General features: G+C 42.2%; 15 protein-coding genes. 4 read left to right on the top strand and 11 right to left on the bottom strand.

Annotated features, from left to right (window positions below; translation table 11 throughout):
* Nucleotides 1–55 precede the first annotated feature (55 nt).
* The 4 genes from ACYX4M_RS01600 to ACYX4M_RS01585 form a co-directional block, all read right to left on the bottom strand.
* Nucleotides 56–1,234, bottom strand: a complete 1,179-nt coding sequence (locus ACYX4M_RS01600; RefSeq protein WP_476081616.1) for an alpha/beta hydrolase-fold protein — start codon at nt 1,232–1,234, stop codon at nt 56–58.
* A gap of 494 nt (nt 1,235–1,728) precedes the next feature.
* Nucleotides 1,729–1,908, bottom strand: coding sequence for a hypothetical protein (locus ACYX4M_RS01595; RefSeq protein WP_476081615.1), 180 nt, complete (start codon nt 1,906–1,908; stop codon nt 1,729–1,731).
* A gap of 384 nt (nt 1,909–2,292) precedes the next feature.
* Nucleotides 2,293–2,430 (bottom strand): hypothetical protein, encoded by a 138-nt coding sequence (locus ACYX4M_RS01590; protein WP_334056846.1) that lies wholly within the window; start codon nt 2,428–2,430, stop codon nt 2,293–2,295.
* A gap of 136 nt (nt 2,431–2,566) precedes the next feature.
* On the bottom strand, nt 2,567–3,451 hold the full coding sequence (locus tag ACYX4M_RS01585; protein ID WP_476081614.1) for a hypothetical protein: 885 nt from the start codon (nt 3,449–3,451) through the stop codon (nt 2,567–2,569).
* 540 nt (nt 3,452–3,991) lie between these two features.
* On the opposite strand from ACYX4M_RS01585, the gene ACYX4M_RS01580 reads away from it, so the two are divergent.
* From ACYX4M_RS01580 to ACYX4M_RS01570, 3 genes are all read left to right on the top strand, one after another.
* Nucleotides 3,992–5,185, top strand: a complete 1,194-nt coding sequence (locus tag ACYX4M_RS01580) for a PQQ-dependent sugar dehydrogenase (protein ID WP_476081612.1) — start codon at nt 3,992–3,994, stop codon at nt 5,183–5,185.
* Between the two features lie 192 nt (nt 5,186–5,377).
* Entirely contained in the window at nt 5,378–8,032 is a 2,655-nt protein-coding gene (locus ACYX4M_RS01575; RefSeq protein ID WP_476081611.1) for an ATP-binding protein, read from the top strand.
* Between the two features lie 120 nt (nt 8,033–8,152).
* Nucleotides 8,153–8,602 (top strand): DUF3010 family protein, encoded by a 450-nt coding sequence (locus ACYX4M_RS01570; RefSeq protein ID WP_334056854.1) that lies wholly within the window; start codon nt 8,153–8,155, stop codon nt 8,600–8,602.
* Between the two features lie 153 nt (nt 8,603–8,755).
* Here the strand turns inward: ACYX4M_RS01570 and ACYX4M_RS01565 are convergent, their stop codons facing one another.
* From ACYX4M_RS01565 to ACYX4M_RS01550, 4 genes are all read right to left on the bottom strand, one after another.
* On the bottom strand, nt 8,756–9,304 hold the full coding sequence (locus tag ACYX4M_RS01565) for a hypothetical protein (RefSeq protein ID WP_476081610.1): 549 nt from the start codon (nt 9,302–9,304) through the stop codon (nt 8,756–8,758).
* Between the two features lie 223 nt (nt 9,305–9,527).
* Nucleotides 9,528–12,737, bottom strand: coding sequence for a tetratricopeptide repeat-containing hybrid sensor histidine kinase/response regulator (locus tag ACYX4M_RS01560; RefSeq protein WP_476081609.1), 3,210 nt, complete (start codon nt 12,735–12,737; stop codon nt 9,528–9,530).
* 14 nt (nt 12,738–12,751) lie between these two features.
* Nucleotides 12,752–12,955, bottom strand: a complete 204-nt coding sequence (locus ACYX4M_RS01555; protein ID WP_476081608.1) for a hypothetical protein — start codon at nt 12,953–12,955, stop codon at nt 12,752–12,754.
* 14 nt (nt 12,956–12,969) lie between these two features.
* Nucleotides 12,970–13,797: an SAM-dependent methyltransferase gene (locus tag ACYX4M_RS01550; protein ID WP_476081607.1), complete on the bottom strand. Its 828-nt coding sequence runs from the start codon at nt 13,795–13,797 to the stop codon at nt 12,970–12,972.
* A gap of 177 nt (nt 13,798–13,974) precedes the next feature.
* Between ACYX4M_RS01550 and ACYX4M_RS01545 the strand changes: the two genes are divergently transcribed.
* Nucleotides 13,975–14,415, top strand: coding sequence for an SRPBCC family protein (locus tag ACYX4M_RS01545; RefSeq protein ID WP_476081606.1), 441 nt, complete (start codon nt 13,975–13,977; stop codon nt 14,413–14,415).
* 171 nt (nt 14,416–14,586) lie between these two features.
* On the opposite strand, the gene ACYX4M_RS01540 is transcribed toward ACYX4M_RS01545, so the two are convergent.
* The 3 genes from ACYX4M_RS01540 to ACYX4M_RS01530 form a co-directional block, all read right to left on the bottom strand.
* Nucleotides 14,587–16,581 (bottom strand): RecQ family ATP-dependent DNA helicase, encoded by a 1,995-nt coding sequence (locus ACYX4M_RS01540; protein WP_476081605.1) that lies wholly within the window; start codon nt 16,579–16,581, stop codon nt 14,587–14,589.
* Nucleotides 16,582–16,729: 148 nt separating this feature from the next.
* A complete protein-coding gene (locus tag ACYX4M_RS01535; RefSeq protein WP_476081604.1) occupies nt 16,730–17,404 on the bottom strand; it encodes a transposase in 675 nt (224 codons plus the stop codon).
* A 155-nt stretch (nt 17,405–17,559) separates the two neighbouring features.
* Nucleotides 17,560–18,153 (bottom strand): hypothetical protein, encoded by a 594-nt coding sequence (locus ACYX4M_RS01530; RefSeq protein WP_476081603.1) that lies wholly within the window; start codon nt 18,151–18,153, stop codon nt 17,560–17,562.
* Nucleotides 18,154–18,504: the final 351 nt, after the last annotated feature.

Genomic DNA, 18,504 nt, shown 5'->3' with positions numbered 1-18,504 from the left:
GTTCCTACTATTATTCGGTCAATGCTGACGATTTTCTAGTTCAGGCACTTGATAGCTAGTCGCCTTTACCTTCCGCAATCTTCTTTCGCAAGTTTGCCAACCGGGTTTTAAAAGCACCATTCTCAACATTTTCTTCATAGCTCATTGTTAGTGCTTTCTCTCGCATTTCAAGTGCCATGGCTAAATCGCCGTTAGCTTCATAACCGTCTGCCAGACTGTCGTAAGCATCAGATTTGTTAGGGAAGCGAGCTATATTTTTCTTAAAAATTGCAATGGCAGAGTCAAACTCTTGTTTGTTTAGCGCCGCATAACCCGCATGGTTTACAGCTTTATATTCTGGCTTTGCTTCAAAAGCGTATTTCGCCGAAAGGTCTTTATAGTATTGCTCTACCGCAGGAATACCTTCTTGTATTATCGCACCTGTTGGGCGTAACGAATTTAGCTGCTTTTGAAGCGCCAAGCTCATACCTGCAAGCGCAGTAGTATTGTGGCTTTCAGATGTGTCTAGCTCCGTGTCAAAGGTAAAACCTTTTCGTTCGCTGCTATTTAGCAGTTCAGCGTAACGTTCGTATGCGCTTAGCATGTTTCCACCTTCGTTACCCATATTGATATAAAGGTATTTGTTAAGGTCGCTATCTGAGGCAAAGAACGCTTTTGCCTCTGGAAATATCACTTCTTCGTGCCACCACAAACTTGGGCTAAATGCGAAGTAAGCTTGAAACAGTTCAGGCCGCTCTTGCAGTGCGTATAAGGTAAAAAGGGCGCTTAATGAATGCCCAGAAACAATCGCGTAGTTATTGGTGCGATAGTTTGTCTCTACGTAAGGCTTTAGTTCTTTTTCTAGAAAGTCTAAAAAGTTGTCGGCACCACCAGATATTCCCCACTGGTTGTAGCTTTCATCATAGGTAGGTGTGAAGTCTCGTGTGCGCTCGGTGTTGGCTATACCGATAACAATCATTTCTTGCGCCATTCCAGACTGATTTAGCAGATCAAGCGTGCCGACGGTATGCGCAAAATTACGCTGTCCATCTAGCAAATATAAAACTGGGTAGGTGGTGTCTTTATAGCGGGAATAGTTATTAGGTAAGTGAATAAGTAGTTCTCGCGACTCACTCAAAACTTCTGACTTTATTGTTGTAACCACGGCCTCGCCACGTACTTTTGCGTTTAGGTGAAAGCTAAGGCTAAGAGCAAGTAAGGCGCCGATAAAAACACAGGCAAGCTTTTGATACATTTGAAATTCCCTTTCTCGCTATCAGGCGCGAGTTTTTTATAGTTTATTTATCCTACGCTGTCATAGTCACTCTTGCTTGTCAAAAAATAGCCAAAAAATAGCCTGCTAAAAAAACGCATTCACCAATTTGCGACGGCGAACCGGGTCTGCGTGCACCAATGCTGTTTTACAGCGCTTTTGTACGCGACTTATGCGGCTTCTTTGCTTACTTCTTCTCAATTTTTTCTAAAAAACTTAAGCATTTTTTCAGCACAAAATAACAAAGAGCAAAGCTAATAAAATCAAGTAGGATAAGAGAGACTTTAATTGAAGATGTAAATTCATCTGACTGAGTGATAGACAAGGGATTTACGAAAAATGGTTGGTTCAGGAAATAGAGAGTGATTACTTGTAGCAATTTGCTGCATAGGTACGTGCCTAGCAGAAGAAGCCCAAAATAAACGACTTTGTTCAAGAGAGGCACGTTTTTCATTTAGTTAACTCTATCTGTCTGTTTAAAGTAGTGGATCATCGTAACCTGTGCCGTTGTACTCAACTTTCCAACCACCGGCGCCACCTTGTACCCAATCAACATAACTATCCATTGCCTTTGACACTAAGTAGCCGAACATAAAATTTCTAAATCCGCCCGAGACATATTCAAGTTCAGTCTGTGTGAGTTCTTCGCATTTCATTTTAAATTCCTTTTATGTAATCCTGCCTCATTGCAGGTAACTGTATTATCAACCAAAATATTGTTTAGTAAACTGTACTTTGTGTTGTTTATGATGGTTAATAATTGCTAGAAAAAACATGGTTAACGAACAATCTCCTATCGCACATTTGTACATAGTTTCTGAAAGAGTGTTCTCGGTTATTTTGAAGTTAAAAAGCGCATTCAACTACAAGCGACAGCGAACCGGACTTGCGAGTAGCAAAGTTATTTTATGGCGAATATGTGTGCAATTTGGATGGCAGTAAGATTTGTTTAAACTTCTTGGGGTAGAGCGGGCAAAGCAGCATTCGTTTTACTAGTGATGGCCGAATACTGCTTATTACTTGATAAGACTATTTTAGTGCTAAATGCCAGTAAAGACGTTATTCATCAAATAAGCACCTATTGATAAACAAACTAGGCCCAATGCCACCATAGGCACCATCATTGTAGCTACCACTTTTGCTGTTTCTTTACTCACTTCTTTTCTGTGTTTGCTCATGTCTAATACCTCAATGATTTGTTCTCACATTGTACTGCTCTTTAGGTAATGATTTTAGATGTATGAGACTGATTTTTAGACAATATTTTTTAATATTTGTTGGTGGTTTGTTAATAAGGCAAGGTTGGCGAAACCATTATTCGTCCAGCAATGGCTTTTGAATCGTTTGCTTGATAAAAGCCTGCAAGTTTTGCCTGTCCTGTGCAGGCAAATACCGGGTATGTGCAGTAATAAATTCAGCTTTTAAATAAATGCGTTTTATTGCGGCGTTTATACGCGCTATGTGCTCTGCCCCTTGCAGTGTATCAGGGCAGATAACGTGACCCGATACATGGCTTGTGTTACCCGCAATGGAATAACTGCGTACTGCAACTGGTAACTTGTCCCCAAAGTTTCTGTAAATAGTAGCCGGGAAAATGAGTGCAAAATCAGATTTTCCGTCCGCAAACATCTCCATAAACTTAGAATAATAAACGTTATTTGCTACACGCAGTATTTGCTTCTGATCAACATGCGCTAAGTCTTCGTCAACCCTAGCACCGTATGAATACGCATCTGGCAGCACAATATAAGAATCGGGGTAGGCCTTCATTACCTCAGTGATACTTAATAAGTGACCTGCTTCATTTAAAAGTTCGTCACCTAGTGGTGGCAGTGAAGCCAGTTGATAAAAACGTTGTGTTTGGAAAAAGCTAAGCGGTAGTGAATAAAGGTGTTTTTGCTCGCGTTCTGGGGATTTGATTTTATTGAGTACGCAAACGTTCTTGCCTTGCCGCATATAAGCAAACGAGCGTACAAGTGGAACATGAAGCACAGGTGCAGTGTAACCCAATTGGTCAACAAGCATTTGTACTGTATCTACAGAGGTAGAGTAGGGCTTGTTGTCAAGATTGACCCGTTCAGTCAAAAACGCATTATCAGCGTGAAGATTGAATACGCTGTTCTGCTCTTCAATATTGTTTGAATTAGCATGAGAAAATGTCGCCAACGCTATTAGTATAAACAGTCCAACCCTGACCAACTTCCTACTCCTTGGTAAAATCTTGACGCTCTTTGCTTTGTTGCAAACTGAGCATATTTTAAATCTTATGAATTTTGAAACGGAATATGCGGAAAATATAGTTTTTTCCAATTAATTTTTTTGGAATGTAAAAAAAGCCGCATTCAGCAACGTGATGCGGCTTTCCGAGCTGGGCTGAATAGACAGCCTTATAGAGCAATTGCGTAAAAGGGGTTAGCTAGAACGACCCTCACTCATAGCTGCCTGTTCAAATACCTTAACTCTAGACATATGATCACCTCCTTACATTCGTTGCTAAAATTGAATTGAAAGTAACACAGGCGGTATTTAAGTAAAGTATCGCAGCATTAAAGAAGGTTTAGGAAAAGCGCACATAACTCAAAAATGTGGCTTACGAAACCAAGTCGACAATATAAACCTGTTTAATTAAATCTACGTAACAAATGATAACTGAAACCCTTTGCGCCGCACGTATACGTGTAATTAACGTCTTAACGAGCAATCAGTAGTACGCAAATTTTCTAAAAGGTTAGAACGTAGATGAGAACATTAAATACGCACAGAACCAGCGTGAGCAGAAAAGCCGCATTGTTAGTAACGCTTTTTACCACCTCATTTTTTACCTTTGCTCAGTCTGGCTCTCCTGAACAAATTGAAATGAAAGGCAGTAATGGTTCCACTGTGATGGGTAGTATTCAGGCTACCTTCGACAGTCCTTGGGCCATGACGTTTTTGCCAGATGGGCACAGCTTGGTAACGGAAAAGGCTGGCGCTCTGTGGTTGCTAGATGAAAACCAGCAGAAGCGTTTTGCGGTGAGTAATGTGCCAAGTGTTACTGCGCGAGGGCAGGGGGGTTTAGGTGATGTCATTGTTCATCCTGACTTCGCGTCGAATAGCACCATTTATATTTCGTATATTGAGCGGGATGAAAAAGACGAAGCGTTTAGCGGCGCAGTCATTGAGAGAGCTACGCTTAGCGTTACTGATAGTGGCGCGAGGCTATCTGATAGAGAGCTAATTTGGCGTCAGTCGCCGAAGATGACGGGGAACGGGCATTACTCTCATCGTATGGCGTTTTCACCTGATGGGCATTTGTTTATTACTTCTGGTGAGCGTCAGAAATTTACGCCAGCCCAAAACATGGCAATGAATTTGGGGAAAGTTGTGCGCTTGAACGAAGATGGAAGTGTGCCACAAGATAACCCGTTTTATGGTCAGGGCAGCGTAACCGAACAAATTTGGACGTTAGGGCACCGTAACCCGCTTGGCATCGACTTCGATGCTCAAGGTAATCTATGGGTTCACGAAATGGGACCGCGCCATGGCGATGAACTAAATATTATCGAAAAAGGACGCAACTACGGTTATCCCACAGTATCGCAGGGCGACCATTATTCAGGCGTTAAAATCCCAAACCATGAAGACATTCCCGTTTTTAAATCTCCAGAACTTGCATGGGTGCCTGCCATTAGCCCCGCTGGTTTTATCATTTATAAAGGAGATAAGTTCAGCGATTGGGAAGGTAATGGCTTCATCGGCGGTTTGTCATCGAAAGCATTGGTTCGCGTAGCCTTCAATAAAGATGATAGAGGTAAGTGGAAAGTTGAAGAGGCAGAGCGTTACGAGTGGGGCAAGCGAGTGCGTGAAGTTGAACAAGACAGCATGGGCAATATCTATGTTCTCGAAGATAAGGAAGGCGGACGCTTGATAAAGCTTCTTTCGGTGAATAACTAGTAAAGGAATGAAACCGGTGTTTAGGTGACGTTCGTTATCTAAACGCTAGGTTTGACTGTGAGTTAAACCTGCGCAATTACCAACATTAAATTAAGCCAGTAAAACGTGAGAAGGTTATTAATTGGCTTGTCGATATGATACTTTTCGATTCATGCTCGCGCGAAACGGACGGATACAAACTTTAGGACCTCTATGAATCAATCTCCTCAAAACTTTGACTTTGAACGTTGTGAAGACGAACCCATACACATCCCCGAAAGTGTGCAAAGTTACGGTTTTCTTATCGCGTTTAGCTACGACGATCTAATTATCTCAATTGTTAGTGAAAACTGCGAAACGATATTTGCTGAGGAGATCGTTGGTAAAAATTTCTTAGATATTCTTTCCTCTGACACTGACGAACGCGCTTTTCTTGAAGAAACCTTTGATAGAGTATCGAAAAGCAAAATACGCTTGCCCATTAAGGTTTTTTTAAATGAGGCGCTTTTAAAGGAAGGTGAAGCGAGAGATTATTTGGCGGTTGTTTATGATTCGGGTCATCACTATGTTGTAGAGCTAGAGCCTGCTACAGAGTTCAGAGACGCTTACAGCGCAGAGCAGTTTATAAAGCTTTATTCTATGTCTATTGCGCCGCGCTTCAAAGAAATGACGTCGTTAGCTGAGATGGCGCAAGAGATGGTTTCGACCATAAAATATCTCACTAACATGGATAGAGTGGTGCTTTACAAGTTCAATAATGACTACTCTGGTCAAGTTATTGCGGAAGCTAAAGCTGAAGATATGGAGTCTTACCAAGACTTGTACTTTCCAGCGACGGATATTCCGAAACAAGCTAGGGAGCTCTACAAAACAAATTGGGTTAGGCTCACTCCTGACACAGACCTGCCCCCAGCTAGGTTAGTACCTTCTGCCGAGGAGTCGGGAAGAGAGCGTCTGGACCTTACTCGTTCCCTGTTACGTACCTTCTCACCAATTCATCTCCAATACATTAGAAACCAAGGGTTGCGCGCTTCGTTTTCCATATCCTTAGTGACAGATGGAGAGCTATACGGGCTGATTTCTTGTCATCATCGTGAAGCCTGTTACGTACCGCAAAATGTAAGGTTGCAGTGCGAAAACTTAAGCCAGTTGTTTAGCTGGCACTTGTTGGCAAAAGAAGAAGAAATTGCGAAACGCAAAAAGCATATTACTGACAACGCAGTAGATGCTATGTTGGACAGAATAGGCCCGGCAAACCCTATCAGTCGCGTGGTGAAAAGCGGAGAGCGGGCATTTTTAGATGCGCTTAATAGCTCTGGATTTGTTTATTATTCGCAGTACGAAACTATTACGTTGGGGGCGACCTTACCGATAGAGCTTATTAAAAATATTTTTTCTAAAGCCAGTAGCGAAGGCGGTTTTCCCTATACCAACGATTCTTTATATGAGGATTATCCGGAAGCGCGAGAACACGGCATTGCGGGTATTATGATCATCCCTTTATTTGAAAAAAAGCAGTACTTTACCGCCTGGTTTAGAAAAGAAACCCATCGCGTTCAAAAGTGGATTGGCGCTGAAGATGAAAAATCTGAAGATGCGCCAAAAGCAGAACGTCTTAAGCCTCGTTCAGCGTTTACTATCCATACCCGCACAATTGAAGGGCGTTCAACAACGTTTGATAAAACTGACGTTGAAACTGCCAACCGATTAAACAGGATGTTTTTGGTTTATGCGCTTGATGTGCAAGAACGTATGCATATCAGTATCCAGGAACTTGAAAAACAAGATAATTACAGAAATGAATTTCTCGCTACCTTGGCGCATGAGTTGCGAAACCCATTGGGCCCAATCATGTCGGGCGCGAGTATTTTAGAGAGCGTTGATGATGATAAAACCCGCAAAAGGGTAACGGCTATTATTAATCGACAAGCCGAGTACATGTCAAAGCTTATCAATGACCTAATGGACGTTTCACGTATAACTCGAGGTAAGGTAAAGCTTGAGTTTGAAAGGTTAAGTATTCGAGACGTACTTTCTGATTCTTTAGAAATTGTTGAACAGCAGGTTAAAGCGAAGAAACACGATATAACGGTAAACTGCCTTGACGAAGATGTCACCGTTTACGGAGATAAAGCGCGCTTAAGCCAGGTCTTCTCTAACATTATTCATAATGCGGCGAAGTACACAAAAGAGTCTGGAAAGATAGCTGTCGATATCAGAAAAAAAGGCGTGATGATTGTTGTTTCTGTTAAAGACAACGGAATGGGCATTCCTGAAGATAGGCTAAAAGATGTGTTCAATATGTTCACTCAAATTGAAGCCCACTCTACGCATACCAAAGGCGGTCTTGGTATCGGTTTAACCCTAGTGAGTAAGCTGGTGGCGTTGCATCATGGTGAAGTCACAGTGACGAGCGACGGGATTGATCAGGGGAGTACCTTTGAAGTTAGCCTACCTATTTCAAAAACGGCTTACGAGCAGTCTGACAGTACAGAAGTTGATTCGGTTATTCAAAGCAAAAGTAAAGTGATGTTCGTGGATGACAATGCAGATCTTATCGATGCTTATTGCTTGTTAGCTGAGTCGATGGGCGTTACTGCTTTGGGAATTACTTCTCCCACTGAAGCGGTGGAAAAGTTCAAAGCCTTTAAGCCTAATAGCGTATTTCTTGATATCGGTATGCCGGATATAGACGGTTACGAACTGGTTAAAATGCTAAAAGTTTTACCCGAAGCCGAAAACGTCAAATTTTACTCTCAAAGCGGGTGGGGGTCTGAAAAATACGTCGAAGACTCTAAAACTGCAGGGTTCGACGAACACTTTGTAAAGCCCTTGTCCAAGGACACTATCAAATCAGTCCTAAGCTAGTTTTGATGGCCCGGCTAGTGCGGTAACTCGAGACTGGCGACGAGTAAAGAAAAGTACTTGCAAGTGAATAACAGCTGCGAAACGGGTTATAATAGCAGGCAAACGTAATTAGGAATAAATATGAAAGTCTGTGGTATAGATTTAAAAGGTAACGAAGCAATTATTAGTTTGGTGTCGCTAGCTGACGGTTTGTTTCATTTGCCCGACTGCCGTACGCGCCGCTTAACCCTTGCGGATACCAGTGCTAAGGGGCTAAAAAGCTTTCAAAGCACCTTCGCGAAGCTTGTCGAAGATTATAAAATTGATGCTGTGATCATTCGTCAACGTCAAAGCAAAGGTAAATTTGCGGGAAGTGCAATTGGCTTTAAGCTAGAGGCAGCTATTGAGTTAATTGATGGCTTAGAAGTTATTGTATTTAGCCCTACAGATATCAAAGAGTCACTTCGCAGAAACCCGCTAGCAGTACCGTTCTCTGAAACCGGTTTAAAACAGTTCCAAGAAACCGCATTTACTACAGCTTATGCATGGCTTATGAAAAATGAGTATGCGTCGCAAGAGTCTGAACAGTAATAAATATAGGTTTGTTGCTTAAACAGACAACTGAATCAGCGAAGTAAAGAAGAAGTGAAAGTATAAGTGTTTAGCACCTTACTTTTATTGATGCATCATTCGAAGAAAATAATGGATGCTTTTCATTTGAAAAGCATCCATTACCGTCAAATCTTATTTAAGTAAGGCCGGAAAGTCTGGGTGAGAGAAAATCTCAGTATTTAATTTTTGTACCGCAGGTACAAAAGAGCGCTGCATTTCAGAGCATGCAGACGTAGCTAGATAACTTGACTCGTAGTCATAGCGAGACGTTATGTCTAAGTTTTTACCGTTACTAGAAGCTAAGGACAAATCAAACTCCCAATAAGCATTACCAATAACGGTGCTGCCGTAAATATCGTTTAGGTTCGCGGTTAAAACCGTTGAAGATTGGTCGTCATAAACATTTGCAACAACCATTTCAGCTAAGATTGCATCTCTGATATATGTTGCAAATGTTCTGCCCTCTGGTGTCCCCACTGGAGAAGAAAGACGGCACATTACCTTCGACTCGTTCTTACCTGAGTCGGTAAACTCGCCGATGTTAGTCTGAACATCTTGCTTCGACAGTGCTCGCAATGCAATTGTGTTTTCAGTTGAGGTCGCATAAGTATGTACTTTGTTTGCGCAACCAGTAGCAATTAGAGAAACACCTAGAAGTAATATAGTTTTTATTTTATTCATTTTTTTTCCTTGCCCGATTAAAAACTCTCTCTAGTGGGCGTTATTGTAAAGAGGTTGTAGTTAAAAGCGCTTAACTGTTTAAAAACGCTGAACAATAATACATTAAATCTTAAAATTTTGAAGGCTGCAATTCGTCAAAAAGTAAACGATATTCAGGTAGATGTAGGTGTTACTGTGCGTCTGCGCATTCGATAGGTTTGATATGGCGCAATGACCTTTTGCGTTACGGTGTAACGTTTAGCTGTTCTCTCATTTTCGTGAGCGACGTATAAAAAAGCTCTAGTTTTGCTTTAAAACTTTCTGTATCAGTGTGTTCGTTACGCGTTATGGTCAACTCAATAGAGCTGGCTAATTCAGCAAGGGTAAACGCACCAATATATCGAAGTGCCGTTGTGAAAATATGCGCTTTGCGCACAATGGACGGGTAGTCTTGGGTTTCAATGGCCGTATGTAAGGCATTAAATTCATCTTCTAACGCAATAAAGTCGTGAAGAAGTTCTCTGTATAATGTTTCGTCGCCCAGTAGTGATTCAAGTGCTTTTGGTTTGTCGATGAATGTGAGTGATGAGTTTGCTATTTTTACTTCATTTGTTACTTCAGAGGTGGCTGAAGACTGCCTTTTATCCAATACTTCAACAAGTACATCAAAAAAGCGGTTCGGATCGACAGGTTTATTAATATGGCCATCCATGCCAGCCGCTAGGCTTTTATCGATGTCTTGCTGCATGGCATGAGCGGTTGTGGCGATGATAGGTAAAGTTAGCTTCAGCTCTCCTCTAATGTGTTTGGCTGCAGTTAATCCATCCATTACTGGCATTTGGATATCCATCAGTACTGCGTCGAATGCGCTGTCTTTACGCAGCATACTTATTGCTTCCAAACCATTATTGGCAACTTCAATCGTGGCTTTGGTTTCAGCTAAAAGGCCAATAGTTACTTTTTGGTTTAGTGCGTTGTCTTCAGCCAAAAGAATACGTGTACCTTTTAAGTTAGGTACTGTTGGTTTGTCTTTAGGCAAGGCTTTAGTTTTTACGTTAAGACATAGTTCTTGCAACTCATCTACCAGCTCACTTGTACTAAATGGTTTCTTAATAAAGTTACGTATATTAAGTTGGTTCGCTTGTTCTCTCATTCGTGGCGATTCAAACGCATAAAGCATGATTACTTTTGGCTGTTTAATAGAAAACTCTTGGCTAATTATCGCCGCTACTTCAAGGCCATCTATATCGGGCATGTTCCAATCTAAAATGAGCACATCGTATGGGGATGAGGTGGCTAATGCAGCGCGCATCTTTACAATTGCATCGTTTCCGCCAGATGCGATATCGGCTTGAATATTGGCCATTGAAAGGGCTTCAGAAATAGCGTCTCGCGATGCTTCAATATCGTCTGCTATAAGTACCTTCAATTCTGAAAGTTGTTTTGACGGCGAAATAATTTGCTGAGATGCGTCTTGCTGTACTTTTACTGTAAAGTGGAAAATAGACCCTTTGCCTAACTGGCTTTCCACCCAAATTTCACCGCCCATTAATGAGGTGAGCTGCTTACAAATTGCTAAGCCTAAGCCTGTTCCACCGTAGCGCCTTGAGATTGATTCGTCACCTTGATTAAACGGTTGGAACAGCTGAGCTTGATGTGCAGCCGTTAGTCCTACGCCTGAATCTTTCACTTCAAATTCAAGCTGAATATCCTCTGCGTTTTGTGTGCACCTTACGCTGACCGAAATAAGGCCATCTTCAGTGAATTTAAGCGCATTGCTCAATAGGTTGTTGAGCACCTGTTGTATGCGCAACGGGTCGCCAACTAAATTTAGCGGTACGTCGCGAGAGATATGCTGAATGAGTTCTATGTGCTTTTCTTGCGCGCGGGTTAGGTGCAGTCTAATAGTTTGGTTCACTAGAGCATCTAAATTGAATTGTGTCGACTCAATATCCAACTTTCCGGCCTCAATTTTTGAGAAGTCTAGGATATCGTTAATGATACTAAGGAGCGTTTGCGATGCGCCTTCAATCTGAATCAAGTTTGTTTGCTGGTCTTTATCTTCAGCGGCGCGCTGAGAGAGTTTAGTAAGGCCAATAATTGCGTTTAGCGGTGTACGAATTTCATGACTCATCCGAGCTAAGAAGTCTGACTTTGCTTGTGTAGCTTTGCGCAAGTCCTGCGTCAGTGTATCAAGTGCCTTTCGCTGTAGTCGGGTTCTCAGCCATAGCCCGATTACCAGCCCTAATGAAAGAATAACAAAGCCAATAAAGTAGAGTTGCTGGGTATTCTTTTTCTGTTGGATCAGATTTCGCTGCTCTTTCAGCTGATTATCTTTTTCCAAAAGCTTAATTTTTTCTTCTTTTTCGGAAACAGCTAAACGTACACGATGCAATGCCATAAGCCTCGACTGTTGTTCATTAAAGCTTTGCTTGTACGCTTGTTTATGCTGCTTTGAATATTCAAGCGCTGCTTTTAAGTCTCCGCTGTCTTCGTATAGTGAGATAAGCTGATTGAGCACATCTAAAATCAATACCTTGTCATTTTTAATGACGTCTTTTTGAAGTCCTGCTTCAAGCTCGCTAATTGCAAGTTCGATTTCACCCTGTTGTTCATAGATGTCTACAAGGTGAAGAAGGTGCGAGCCTTCGTTATAACGAAACCCAACCTTACGGTCGGCTTCTGTTGCTTGATTCAGTTTTTTTAGCGCTGCGCTCCAGTTACCTTGTGCAATATAAAGTTCTACCATGGCGCTGTGTACTATCCCAATAAACGGATAGTTAGCCTCTCGAAGTAAGCTTTCAGCTAATAAAAGACTTACTTTAGCATCTTGATATTTGCCCAATGCCCTTTGCGCATATCCTTGGAAGAAATATGCAGTTCCTTCGCCTTCTTTATCATTAAAACGTTGAGCCGACGACATATACTGATGGGAAAATTCTAGCATCAGCTCATAATATTTAAGCGACATGTAAACGTTGCCCATTGCGCTGTACACCAATAATACGCGCTCACTTTCGGCTTTATTAAAGAGATCCAGTGCTTGGTTCATAGCGTCTAGCGCATTAGCATGTTCGCCTGATAAATCTAGAATTAAGCCCTCTAGGCGATACGACTCCGCCAGAGCCAGTGTGTTTTTTGCTGAATTTGCGTATTTTCGCGCTTCAAGCAGTGCCTTGTATGCGGGCGCATAGTCTTGCTTTAAAACATAAAAGTAAGACTTAATGTTTAAAAAGCGTGCATGCTCGAAATCATCTGGATTAGCTGTAAAAAAAGCATGCAATTCCGAAAAGGTATTTTGAACATTCGGATCATTTTCTTGAATGCGTGTTTTAAGCCCATCAAGCTGGTGTATGGGGGATGGGACTTCGTCTTGCGGCGCAGCGAAACCGCGCTCAGATAGCGTCATCAAGGCAATGACACAGACAATACACAAGACAAAGCGTTTCATCATTAGCTTGCTGATAGTTAGTAGCTGATAACGCGTATGGTTTTACTGGTGTCGTCAAAACGCTTAGACAGTTCGTCCCAGTTTTGTTCAGCAATAATTTTCACCTCATCAGCAGGTAAACCGAATTTTTTCGCCGTAGCCACAGGGTCGCTCTTATACGCTTCCATTAGCTTGCTGTTGGTGTCTAGTTCAACCAAGAAATCTTGAATAGATTTTGCCATTTTTATAATCCTTTTTAATTTACGCTTGGGTTTCTATAGTTAGTTACTTGTTTTTCTGTTAGCCCTAGCTTTGCTAATCGGTCGTGCCTGTACGCAGGCATTCCCTTTGAAGGAACCACCAGAGTAGAGACTAGGGTGGGGGTTGCAAATTCGAGTTCTCGAAGAAGCACTTTTTCGACTTTGGGTTCGCAAAGCGGCAGTGTCGCGGCTTCATAAATAATAAGTTCATGGTCCGCGGGATAATGTTCGGCCAATATATCTGCCAACATGGCTAGCCCAGATTGGCTATGGCTTGCGTCTAATACGCTCAATGTAGCTTCGCCGGCTAGGCCAATCTGCCAGATTATTTGTGTCATATGTGGGTCAATATGGTAATCGCGAAACAGAAACTGAGTTGCTTCGTATGACTGACAACCAAAGCGCGAGGGGTCTAGGCCTAAATCGGCAATTAAACAATCTTCTGCTGATACACCAGGCAACATTTTTGCCTCTAGGTTCATGGCTCGCACGCGGCGGATAGCTTCATGAGATGGGGTCACAAATACGCCAGGATGACCATAAAAAGCTACACAAACTTTGTTGCCTTCAACCACTGACTCTACAATTCTATCGGCCATTTGAGAATAGGTGAGGGCGCGGGACTTGCCTTTTTCGTAGAGGTCGTCTAGCGAGATACTATTGGGGTTAAGCGTAGAAACCACGTGTTCACCAATTTTGTTCATGATACCCATGAAGACAATATCGGCGTTCTCAATGTGACTTTTGGTTGCAATAGTCATTTGCCCTGCAACGCTGATGCCCGTGCCGACCACAATTAGCGATCCTTTTTGGGTGGTTTCCATACTTCCTATACCGTTTACGACACTATTTCTGCTGCCACTATAAAGTAGAATTAAGGTTTTTGCTATATTCACAAGTTAGACCGTCAACGATAACTTTTTATTAAGTAAACGTTTGCTCTTGTTTAGGCTATTATCGAAAAACATCGCTAATAAAAATGAACAAAAAAGGAATAAAGCGTGTTTTCAATTCATGTAGAGCGAACTATAAACAAACCTATCGAAGAGGTTTTTGCCATTTTGAGTGATCATGCTAGTTATGCTCAGTTTAAAGCTATTGAGCAGTCCAATTTATTGGTAGAAGGGAAGCATGAAAAAAATGGGTTAGGAGCTGTACGTGAAATAATTTCAGGGGACTCGAATCTTCACGAAGAGATAGTGACCTACGAGCCGCCTCATAAATTGGGCTACAAAGTGGTGAAGTCTAAGCCATTACCGTACGACCATCAGTTAGGTGAAATAACGCTTAAAGACGAGGACGGAAAAACACATGTTACTTGGCGCTCAAAAGGACATATTACCATTTTTCTTTTAGGAAGCCTTTACTTTGATAAACAGATTCAAAATGTTGGAAGTCGCGCTTTTGGTAGCATTCTAAAGCAGATTGATAATATGGCGTGATACGCCGTTAAATTGATAAAATACGTTCGCTTAACGTGCAACAAACGCAGTTCATGCAACCGGCTGCTAGTCAGCAAGATCGAAAGCGCAATGCGACCTCCTTTAGCAAAAGGCGCTAGTTCAATTCAACACTGTCTCGTTTTCGGCCATTCAACGGTTAGTACCAGTAAGCTATCTGCACAATACTGCGTTCACTTCATCTAGTACGTCTGCATATCGGCAGTGTTCAAAGCTGCCGAATCCTTTTACTTGTCGTATTTTCAAACGGCTAAATAAAGGCATTGTCATGCCAGTTAGAAAGCGGCAATAAATAGAAGGAGTGATGGTGCCTTCAAACTTACCGCTTAAATGCGCTTTTAGCGCTGTCATAGCTTCTGATACTTGCTTACTATCTGGTGTTGATATTGGTGATGAATAGCTAAGCTTCGCCACATCGCCTTTACATACACTGCAATGTCCACACGTCTTCGGTGCTTGAGTATCATCAAAATATGCAGATAAATTGTGGCTTAAGCAGGTGCCTTGTTCGAAAAATCTTACAAGTGCGGCGATGCGTGCGATTTCCTTACCCTCGTTTTCCGCAAAATAGTGGGCTAGTCTGTTTGCCAAATCGCCGTCTTGCAGTAGTTCATTGTTAACACGGTATACATCTGTAATTAAGCGCGATGCGAGCTCTATATGGTTGTGTTCGTGTAAGTATTCTAAGGCAGCCACTACTCTAGAACGTTCTGCGCCGTAGTGCTGATAAATACTGTCAAAATCTACGACTCCCCAGACTTTCTTCATATTTGAATGTGTAAATACTGCGTCTAAAAAGCGTGCTCGCTCTTCTGAAAATAAGCTCAATATATTTGCTTTATCTGAAATGAAGCGGAATTTGTATTCTGCGAAATAGGCAAATAACGGGCGAATAACGTTGGCGAGTTCAAGCTGTACCAATAGCGTTTTAAGAGGTAGCTGACGAATATTACTTGCACTTGATAGGCTGTTTATCTGTGTTTCCCATTGGTACACGCTAGTTTCACTGCTAATTAATGAATTGGCCTGATTAGCTGCCCCTTGCATTACTGGAGCTTGCGACTTAATGTCGTCAATAACGCGTTCGATTGCGTTTTTATCTGGCGTGTCGCCGTAAACAAAGTTTTCTATGGTGACTAACCCATCTAGATTCGCAAGTACGGTACAGTTTGCTGCTTCTCCATCCCGTCCGCCTCTGCCAATTTCTTGGCTGTAGTTTTCAATAGATTTTGGCAGGTCGTAATGAATTACAAAACGAATATCCGATTTATCTATGCCCATACCAAAGGCAATAGTAGCTACAACAACTTGAATCTTATTGCTCATGAAGTCTTGTTGAATACCTTGCCTTATTTCACTGTCTAGGCCAGCGTGGTAGGCCTTCGCAGCAAACCCTTGCTGCTGCAAAAAGCGCGCTACTTCCTCTGCGCTATTTTGTAATGTAACGTAAACAATCCCAGCACCTTTTTGTTTTTGAATTTCTTTAACTAATGCTTGGTTTTTGTGGGGTTCGAGAACAGGCCGAACATATAAATTTAAGTTGGGGCGATAAAACCCTGTTTGAATAATGTTGGCAGGCGCAATATCAAAGCGGGCCGACATATCTTCTTTTACTTTTTTAGTGGCCGTTGCTGTAAGTAGCAATACCAGCGGGATATTAAGCTCTTTTTGGTAGGCGGGAAGCTTAAGATAATCAGGGCGAAAGTTATGGCCCCACTCAGAAATACAGTGCGCTTCATCAACTACCAGCATACTGACCTGAACCGATTCAATGAACTGCCTAAAACGTTCGTTCTTAAAACGTTCTACCGACACCATTAGGATTTTACAACGTCCTGAGCGCACGTCGTTCATCACTTGCTTGTTTTGCTCAGGTGTTAATGTGGAGTCGATACTGGCAGCTGCAATGCCTTTACTATGCAAAAATTCCAGCTGATCTTTCATCAGCGCCAGTAATGGAGAAACCACCAGAGTTAAATGTGGTAGCTGCGTAGCGACGAACTGGTAACACAACGACTTGCCCGAACCCGTCGGAAAGATGGCTAACGTTGAATGCCCGCTAAGTAGAGAGTCCACCGCCTCTTTTTGCCCCTCGCGAAACGCTGAGAAACCAAAAACTCGCTGTAAAATATTGGGGTCAGAGTACATTAGTTTATTTCCAAACAGTTTATCGTTAAGTGTTTTCAGTTTTGCGTTAGTTGAACCAACGCGACGTTCTCAAAAATTTAAAGGGGTCAGAGTACATTAAACTATTTCCGAGTTGTTATTGATCAACTGTTGACTGGTCTGCGGTGGTCTACCCAAAAGCTTCTTGCTTTAAGCTGTGCCCAGTTAGGGTTTCAATTTCTAACTTGAAAGTATCACTTCCTAACACTAACCCCCTTCGTGTACCGCTTTGTATTTTATTGATGACGGTTTGTGGTAATTCTTCTTCGAATAAAGCACGGTAGTTTGCAAGTCGCTGATTTTGTGTAGTTCCTAGGTTCAAAAACACAAGATGTGGAGTGCATAGTGTCGAAGGTGTGCCTAGCGCATTGATCCTATAGCTTGACCATTTGTATTCAACCGGTTGTTCAACCATATTCGCCCTAACAGGGTTAAGCTCGATATATCTGTAAACTGTAAGAAGATATTCGTCGTTGGAAACCAAGCTGGAATGAAACCTTCCTTCCCACAACGTCCCAGTGCGCTCGTATTTATGATTAAAGTACCTAACATACATGCGTCCAAGCGCCTGCATCATCTTACTTACCCCGAGGTTATCAAGGTTAGGAGTGCAAAGTAAATGAACGTGATTAGTCATTAGTACCCAAGCATGTATACCGACGTTGAATTTCGAAGAGAACTTTTTAAGCCAGCTTATGTAAGCGATATAGTCACTTTCACACTTAAAGCACACTGAGCGATTGTTGCCTCTTTGTATCACGTGTTGAGGGTAGCCAGCGGGTGCCAAACGGGGTTTTCTTGCCATAGTTTCACACGATTCCTATCAATTTTTATATTAAGATTGAGGGAATTGAATACAGGCGGCAATCCTGTACCCGCTAAAACTGGCCTAAGGGGCAATTCATCATACAAAAAGGCACTTCAAAGCGAAGACGGGGCAGAAAATGTACTCTGACCCCATTATTCGTAGCCCCACGGTACGCTGGGAGGGAGAACGGGACGTGTGGTGTCAAAGTCTACTTGTACTTCGCGCGCTGGGCGAATCAATCGGTAGCTAAAGTGGTTGGGGTAAATCATCATTTGCCACACGTTATCGGTGGATGCTGCAATCCCAGACTCTATAAACAAAGCTTTTGAGTAGGCGTCTGCGGGGAATGACTGAACTTGGGCGTATCCTTCATCTACAGTATGCCCGCCGTACATGGTTGAAGAATGGAAACTACCGTCTTTGTTTCTGTGGTCGTGCTTTAACATAAGACCAGCGCCAGTCTTTGTTAATATCCAGGTGCGGGATGCGTCGTCACCCACATGAAAAGGTATCTGAATTTCAGAGTCTGTACACTTTCGTATGTGCATAACAAGTTCTGCATCACCGAAGGTATTACCTACATTATCTTTACTCACCTTCCCTTGAAACGCTTTACCGCAGAGCGCTTTTATAGAATTAAAAAACGCGTCGTGGGTAGGAATTGAGACTAAAGGTGCAGCTTTACCAAACGCCACGTTAATTATTCCAACAAAACCAATACAGAGGTAGGTAAAATGTCTGTTCATTTCTATTCGCTATAACCACTTTAAACACTGCTTCACAGTGTAACTCATCTAAATAATGGGGTCAGAGTACTTTAATTGATATATGTTTTATGGCTGTAAAAGTGGATTGGTTAATGCACTTGTGAGGTAACAACACCTGCTCATACCCAGTTGGCTTGTCGGATGGAGAGTGAAGATAAGAAATGTACTCTGACCCCAACTTTTTCTTCTAGCGAGGCAGTAAGCTTAGTTTTTGGGTGCTTTTTGTGATTTGAGAACTGAGTTATGCGCGAGTTGATATGCGAGTTAAAGGGTGGGCAGAGAAAAAATGTACTCTGACCCCATTTTTTTGTGTATAAACCATCGAAACGC

It is taken from the genome of Alteromonas sp. ABV4_150, from assembly GCF_056311745.1.
Note: the sequence above shows the minus strand (reverse complement) of the source record. Positions and strands in the feature narration are given on the sequence as shown.

Excerpts from the sequence above, each read along its gene's own strand:
- ACYX4M_RS01600 (WP_476081616.1), bottom strand. The coding sequence starts at position 1,234 with ATGTATCAAAAGCTTGCCTGTGTTTTTATCGGCGCCTTACTTGCTCTT.
- ACYX4M_RS01595 (WP_476081615.1), bottom strand. The coding sequence starts at position 1,908 with ATGAAATGCGAAGAACTCACACAGACTGAACTTGAATATGTCTCGGGC.
- ACYX4M_RS01590 (WP_334056846.1), bottom strand. The coding sequence starts at position 2,430 with ATGAGCAAACACAGAAAAGAAGTGAGTAAAGAAACAGCAAAAGTGGTA.
- ACYX4M_RS01580 (WP_476081612.1), top strand. The coding sequence starts at position 3,992 with ATGAGAACATTAAATACGCACAGAACCAGCGTGAGCAGAAAAGCCGCA.
- ACYX4M_RS01575 (WP_476081611.1), top strand. The coding sequence starts at position 5,378 with ATGAATCAATCTCCTCAAAACTTTGACTTTGAACGTTGTGAAGACGAA.
- ACYX4M_RS01570 (WP_334056854.1), top strand. The coding sequence starts at position 8,153 with ATGAAAGTCTGTGGTATAGATTTAAAAGGTAACGAAGCAATTATTAGT.
- ACYX4M_RS01565 (WP_476081610.1), bottom strand. The coding sequence starts at position 9,304 with ATGAATAAAATAAAAACTATATTACTTCTAGGTGTTTCTCTAATTGCT.
- ACYX4M_RS01560 (WP_476081609.1), bottom strand. The coding sequence starts at position 12,737 with ATGATGAAACGCTTTGTCTTGTGTATTGTCTGTGTCATTGCCTTGATG.
- ACYX4M_RS01555 (WP_476081608.1), bottom strand. The coding sequence starts at position 12,955 with ATGGCAAAATCTATTCAAGATTTCTTGGTTGAACTAGACACCAACAGC.
- ACYX4M_RS01550 (WP_476081607.1), bottom strand. The coding sequence starts at position 13,797 with ATGGAAACCACCCAAAAAGGATCGCTAATTGTGGTCGGCACGGGCATC.
- ACYX4M_RS01540 (WP_476081605.1), bottom strand. The coding sequence starts at position 16,581 with ATGTACTCTGACCCCAATATTTTACAGCGAGTTTTTGGTTTCTCAGCG.
- ACYX4M_RS01535 (WP_476081604.1), bottom strand. The coding sequence starts at position 17,404 with ATGGCAAGAAAACCCCGTTTGGCACCCGCTGGCTACCCTCAACACGTG.
- ACYX4M_RS01530 (WP_476081603.1), bottom strand. The coding sequence starts at position 18,153 with ATGAACAGACATTTTACCTACCTCTGTATTGGTTTTGTTGGAATAATT.